This window comes from Sciscionella marina DSM 45152, from assembly GCF_000379465.1.
GTDB lineage: Bacteria > Actinomycetota > Actinomycetes > Mycobacteriales > Pseudonocardiaceae > Sciscionella > Sciscionella marina.
The window spans coordinates 1-1,079 of record NZ_KB905464.1; the positions used below are offsets into that span (position 1 = coordinate 1).

Below are 1,079 nucleotides of genomic sequence, written 5' to 3' on the forward strand. Positions count from 1 at the left end.
GATCAGAAGGCTGTCCGCCCGTATCGGCGTGACTCATCACAGTGCTGCCCCGACGTGACTCCTACCCAGACCGGCGCCGGCCACCAGCGGCCGGACCATCAATCCTGAGTAGGAAGGACCCGAGCCGCTATGACCATCGTCGCGCATGCGCACTCGTTCGTCATCGGTGTCGATACCCACGCCCGCAATCACGTCCTGGCGATCCTCGCTGCCACCGGTGAAATCATCGACACCGGCCAGTTCCCGACCACCGCCGCAGGCTTGGCCCGCGCCATTGCCTGGGTGGGCCGCCGCACCGGCGGAGACCTCGCTGCCTTGTGGATCATCGAGGGCATCGCGTCCTACGGCGCGGGCTTGGCCGCCACCGTCGCACGGGCCGGCTACGAGGTGATCGAGGCGGCCCGGATGAACGCGCGGGGCAACCGAGGTCTTGGCAAGTCGGACCCACTGGATGCTCACCGCATCGCAGCGGCCGTGCTTGCGCTGGACACCCGCCAGCTGCGTCGCCCGCGCCTGGCAGAAGGCACACGGGCCACACTGCGCGTCCTAATCGCCTCACGCGACCACATGACAGCCGAACGCACCGCCACCATCAACGCATTGATCGCTCTGCTGCGCGTCGTGGAACTCGGCATCGATGCCCGCCTGCCCCTCTCCCGCACACAGCCCGCCACGGTGGCCCGTTGGCGATCTCGCGATGAAGACCTTGGCGCTGCAACAGCCCAGGCGGAGGCTACTCGACTGGCCAGGCGCGTGATCGAGCTCGACGAACAGATCGCCGCCAACAGCGCCCGGATGAGTGAGCTCGTCCACGCCAGCCAAGCCGCCCCGCTGCTCGAGAAGCGCGGCATCGGACCCACGACCGCTGCCATCTGCCTCACCGCATGGTCCCATCACGGTCGAGTACGTTCCGAGGCCGCGTTTGCCGCTCTGGCCGGTGCGAACCCAACCCCGGCGTCCTCGGGCAACACCGTCCGACACCGCCTCATGTAGGGCGTCCCGGTTGTTGATCTCTTCCGGGGTTCCGGGTTGCATGTGGTGGCCCGGCTGGTCCGGGAAGGCGCCATAAGCTCGTCTCT

1 pseudogene is annotated in these 1,079 nt (G+C 67.9%); it reads left to right on the plus strand.

From position 1 onward, the window contains the following. Positions 1 to 129: 129 nt before the first annotated feature. Positions 130 to 987, plus strand: a pseudogene (locus tag A37U_RS47790) (IS110 family RNA-guided transposase); the annotation flags it as partial. Positions 988 to 1,079 lie beyond the last annotated feature (92 nt).